The sequence below is a fragment of the Longimicrobium sp. genome, from assembly GCF_036387355.1.
Lineage (GTDB): Bacteria > Gemmatimonadota > Gemmatimonadetes > Longimicrobiales > Longimicrobiaceae > Longimicrobium.
On sequence record NZ_DASVTX010000173.1, the window covers coordinates 1 to 4,886 of the forward strand.

Annotated in this window: 1 protein-coding gene; it reads right to left on the bottom strand. The window is 73.1% G+C overall.

Annotation, left to right across the window (positions count from 1 at the left end; genetic code table 11):
* Window positions 1-783: 783 nt before the first annotated feature.
* Window positions 784-3,744 carry an ATP-binding protein gene (locus VF665_RS07890; protein WP_331052866.1) on the bottom strand — a complete coding sequence of 987 codons (2,961 nt, stop codon included), beginning with the start codon at window positions 3,742-3,744 and terminating at the stop codon, window positions 784-786.
* Window positions 3,745-4,886 lie beyond the last annotated feature (1,142 nt).

The window sequence follows — 4,886 nt, forward strand, 5'->3', positions numbered from 1 at the left end:
ATGCCCTGCCGCCCACCTCGGCGCTGAGGCGTCATTCTGAAGGAGCGTGCGCCGCGCTTTCCCCGGCACCGCGTTCGTGCGCGACTGAAGAATCCCGGACCGAAACGTCCGCCACACCGCGGGCCGGCGTGGCGTGCTCCAGCCTGTCCCGCGGCACCCGCAGCGTCCGAGCGCGGCGCGCAACCGGGCGTGCATGGGATGCGATGGCGCGGGATTCTTCGGTCGCGCACGGCTCGGAGCGGCGGAAGGTTCGGCGCTCCGCTCCCTCAGAATGACACTCGAAGTCCGAGCCGGGTGAGGAATCCCGGTGCGGCTGATGTCCGGTCACGCCGCTCCGCGGCGGTACCTTCGCTCCACCGATGCCCTGCCGCCCACCTCGGCGCTGAGGCGTCATTCTGAAGGAGCGTGCGCCGCGCTTTCCCCGGCACCGCGTTCATGCGCGACTGAAGAATCCCGGACCGAAACGTCCGCCACACCGCGGGCCGGCGTGGCGTGCTCCAGCCTCTCCCGCGGCACCCGCAGCGTCCGAGCGCGGCGCGCAACCGGGCGTGCATGGGATGCGATGGCGCGGGATTCGTCGGTCGCCGCCAGAGGTCTGGTGTGCCGGACGGCGCGGCGCGGCGCCTCCCTCAGAATGACACCCGAAGTCTGAGGCGGGTGAGGAATCCCGGTGCGGCTGATGTGACAGGTCTGGTGCGTCTGATGCCAGGTCGCGCCGCCTCGTTTTCCTGCGCTTGTAGCGCGAGGGAGGCGTAGGCGCGACACCGCCGGGGCGGTCCCGGGCTACGCGTCCGCCCCGCCCGGGGCGGTGGTGAAGGGGAGCAGGAGGGTAAAGGTGCTGCCCTGGCCCGGCGCGCTGCGGACGGACAGGTCGCCGCCCAGCAGCCGCGCGAACTCGCGGCTCAGCGCCAGCCCCAGCCCCACGCCCCCCTCCACCCGCGTAGTGGACGGATCCACCTGAAAGAACGGCTCGAACACGCGCTCCGCCAGCTCCGGCGCGATCCCCTGGCCCGTGTCCTCCACCTCCACGCAGATCTGCCCGTCCACTTCCCCCAGCCGCACGCGTACGCCGCCCGTGCGCGTGAACTTGATGGCGTTGCCGATCAGGTTGGTGAGAATCTGTCGGATCAGCCCCGGGTCCGTGTACGTGGACGGCACCCGCTCTGCCGCCACCTCCAGCGTGAGCCCGCGCGTTTCGGCCGCGGCGCGCAGGGCATCCGCCACCTCCAGCACCAGCGGGCGCAGCGACACCGTTTCCAGCCGCACCCGCTTGCTCCCCGACTCCACCCGGGCCACGTCCAGCACCTGGTCGATCAGCGCGATCAGGTGGCCCCGCACCCCCTTCATCCGCGCCAGGGCCTGCGCCTGCGCCTCGTTCACCGGGCCGTAGATGCCGTCCGCCAGCAGGCTGGAGTAGCCCTCCAGCGCGTTGAGCGGCGTGCGCAGCTCGTGGCTCATCATCGCCAGAAACTCGCTCTTGGCGCGGCTCGCGGCCGCCGCGCCCTCGTACAGCCGCGCGTTGCGCACGGCCAGCGCCGCCTGGTTGCCCAGCAGGCAGAGCGTGCTCACGTCTTCCGCCGTGAACGGCCGCCCGCGCGGCGAGCGCACCACGCCCAGCACCCCCACCGCCTCGTCGCCCGCACGCAGCGGCACCAGCGCGTAGTGCTCCACCCCGATGCGCCGAAAGAACTCCAGCGCCGGGTGCGCGTCCGCGTCGCCGGCGCTGATCATGCGCGGCTTGCCGTCGCGGATCACCTCTTCCGTAAGGCTCCCCGCCAGCGGACCGCCGTGCCCGCGCACCGGCGCCATGAGCCCCGTGGCTACCGGAAGCATCACCTGGTCGCGGTCCTCGCCCGCCAGCACGGTGAGCGCGGCGCCCTCCGCCTCCGTCAAATCCGCGGCGATCGTGGCGATGCGCTGCATGACCTCCGCGGGGTCCAGCGTGCTGGCCAGCGCCTCCGCCGCGTCCACCAGCGCGCGGTTCACCTCCGCGCGCCGCCGCTCTTCCGCGAACCGGCGGGCGTTGTGCGCGGCCAGCGCGGCGGAGTCGGCAAAGGCTTCCAGCAGGCGCGCGTCCTCCTCGCCAAAGCCGTCCGGGCGGTCCACCACGGCCAGCACGCCCACGGCCTCGCCGAACGCGCGCATGGCCACCATCAGCACGTTCTGCAGCCCCGTGCGGTTCACGATGGGGCGGCCCTCGGCAGAGGTGGGGACCTCGTGCGCGGCGTTGTAGAACTGCGTTCCCTCCCGCAGGGCGCGCTCGGTGAGGGTGCCGGCCAGCGGGACCTCGGTGCCGTCCGCCTGGGTCCAGGTTCCCAGCCCGGGGGCAATGCGCACCAGCCCGGTGGCTTCGATGGGTGTGGCCACGAACGCGCCGCGCGCGCCCAGCAGCTCCATGGCGCTCTGCGCGGCCAAGCGCAGAACGTTCTCCGGGTCCAGCGATGACACCAGCGCGCGCCCCATTACCCGCAGCGCGCGGCTTTCCTCCGCGCGCAGAGCGGCCTCGGAGGCGGCGTGCTCGGCTTCGGCGGTGCGCTCCACCAGCGCGCGCTCCAGCCCCAGCCGCTCGCTCACGTCGTAAAAGGTCACCATCCCGCGCTCCACCGCGCCGGAAGTGCCCCGCAGCGGCACGCCGGAAACAAAGAGCGTGCGGGTGGCGCCGTCCTCCGCCTGCAGCACCACCTCCACGTCGCGGGTGGCCTCACCGCGCAGGGCGCGCTCCAGCGGGCTGGTGCCGGGCAGGAACTCGCGCCCGTCCTGGTGGGTGATGCGCCAGCGGCGCCCGTACTCTTCCGCGTGCCGCGCGCTGAGCTCCGACGCGGGCCGCCCGCCCAGCGCCACCGCGGCGGCGTTCATGTACGTCGTCTGGCCGGACGGCGCGCGCGCCACCACGACGCCCACGGGGAGCGTTTCCAGGATCTCGAACAGGGCGCGGCGCTCCACCTCCAGCCCATGGCGGGCCTGCACCAGGTCGGTGATTTCCACCACCAGCAGCAGAATGTGCGTGGCCAGGCCGTCCCCGTCCGGCGCCAGCGGCTGCAGCGTGAGGCGGAACCACGCCGCGCCGCGCTGAAACCCGCCGTACTCGTACTCCGGGTTGGTGTAGGGCACGCCCGTGCGCCGCACCTCCTCCAGCAGGCCGCGCAGCCCGGAGCGCTCCAGGTCGGGGATGAACTCGTCCAGCCGCCGGCCAATGACGGCGCCCGTCCGGTTCCACGGCGGATCGAGCAGGGCGGCGTACGCCTCGTTGCTTTCCAGCACGGTGAGGGTGGCCCCGTCCAGCAGCGCCAGCGCCACCGGCGCGCCGGCCACGATCTCGTCCAGCCGCTGCTCGCGCGCGGCCAGTTCCTCGCTGGCGCGGGCCACGCGGGCGCGCAGCTCCTCCGCGTCCACCTGCGCGGTCACGTTGCGCAGCCGCACGCGAAGCTCCCCGCTGCCCAGGGGCTCGGCCGCCACTTCCCACACGTATCCGCCGCCCCGCTCGCGGTCCACGCGAAAGGTGGCGGGCACCCCCTGCGTCATGGCGCGCCGCAGGTGCTCTGCCTCGGCGGAGCTCTCCCAGCCGGGAAGCAGGTCCCAGAAGCGGTCGCGGCCCGGCGATCCGCCCAGCAGGTCCAGGATCTCCAGCAGCGACACGTTGGCGTAGCGAATCCGCCAGTCCCTGGAAAGCACGCACACGCCGTCACGCGCCCTGTCGTACAGGGCGTCGGGCTCGGGCTTGCCGGAAGGGCGGATGGTGTTCACGTCACAGGGCGTCAGGGTGCAGGCACAAGCGGCGTCGGACCGGCAAAATCACGGCCATCCGCGGTCCGGCCAGGAATCGTCCCGGCTGCACGGGGGTTTCCGGCGCGCCGCGACGCACCACGGTGGAGGAGGCGCACGCGGATGTCGAAATCGGCCGTGCCTGATCGTCGATGGAGTACGAGGCGAGTGTGTCCGTCCGATGCGGACGCCGTGTCCGCCCGCCATCACGCCGCCGTGCGCATGTGCGGATGTGCGGATGTGCGGATGTGCGGATGTGCGGATGGCGGACGCGCGGATGCGCCCCGACCCGTCCGCGGTCGATGGGCGGCACCGTCCGCCCCGCCGGTCCTGCCGCCCACCTCGGCGCTGAGGCGTCATTCTGAAGGAGCGTGCGCCGCGCTTTCCCCGGTGCCGGATCCATGCGCGACTGAAGAATCCCGGACCGGAACGTCCGCCGTGTTGCGGGCCGGCGCGGCGTGCTCCAGCCTCTCCCGCCGCACCCGCAGCGTCCGAGCGCGCCGCGCGGCCGGGCCTGCATCGAATGCGGTGGCGCGGGATTCTTCGGTCGGCGCCACAGTCTGGTGTGACGGACGGTGCGGCGCGGCGCCTCGCTCAGAATGACACTCGAAGTCCGAGGCGGGCGGGGGATCCCGGTGCGGCTGATGTGACGCGTCCGGTGCGCCTGATGCCAGTTCGCGCGGCCGGCGCCGTGCACGCGGCCCGCGCTGCCCGCGGCGGCACCTCCGCCCCACTGGACCTGCCGCCCACTTCGGCGCTGAGGCGTCATTCTGAAGGAGCGTGCACCGCGCTTTCCCCGGCACCGCGTTCATGCGCGACTGAAGAATCCCGGACCGAAGCATCTGCCGCACCGCGGGCCGGCGTGGCGTGCTCCAGCCTCTCCCGCGCACCCGCAGCCTCCGAGCGCGCCGCGCAACCGGGCGTGCATGGGATGCGGTGGCGCGGGATTCTTCGGTCGGCGCCAGAGTCAGGTGTGACAGACGGTGCGGCGCAGCGCCTCGCTCAGAATGACACTCGAAGCCCGAGGCGGGTGAGGAATGCCGGTGCGGCTGATGTGACGGATCCAGTGCGCCTGATGGCAGTCCGCGCCGCCTCGCTGCCGCGCCGGCACCTTCCGCCCCACC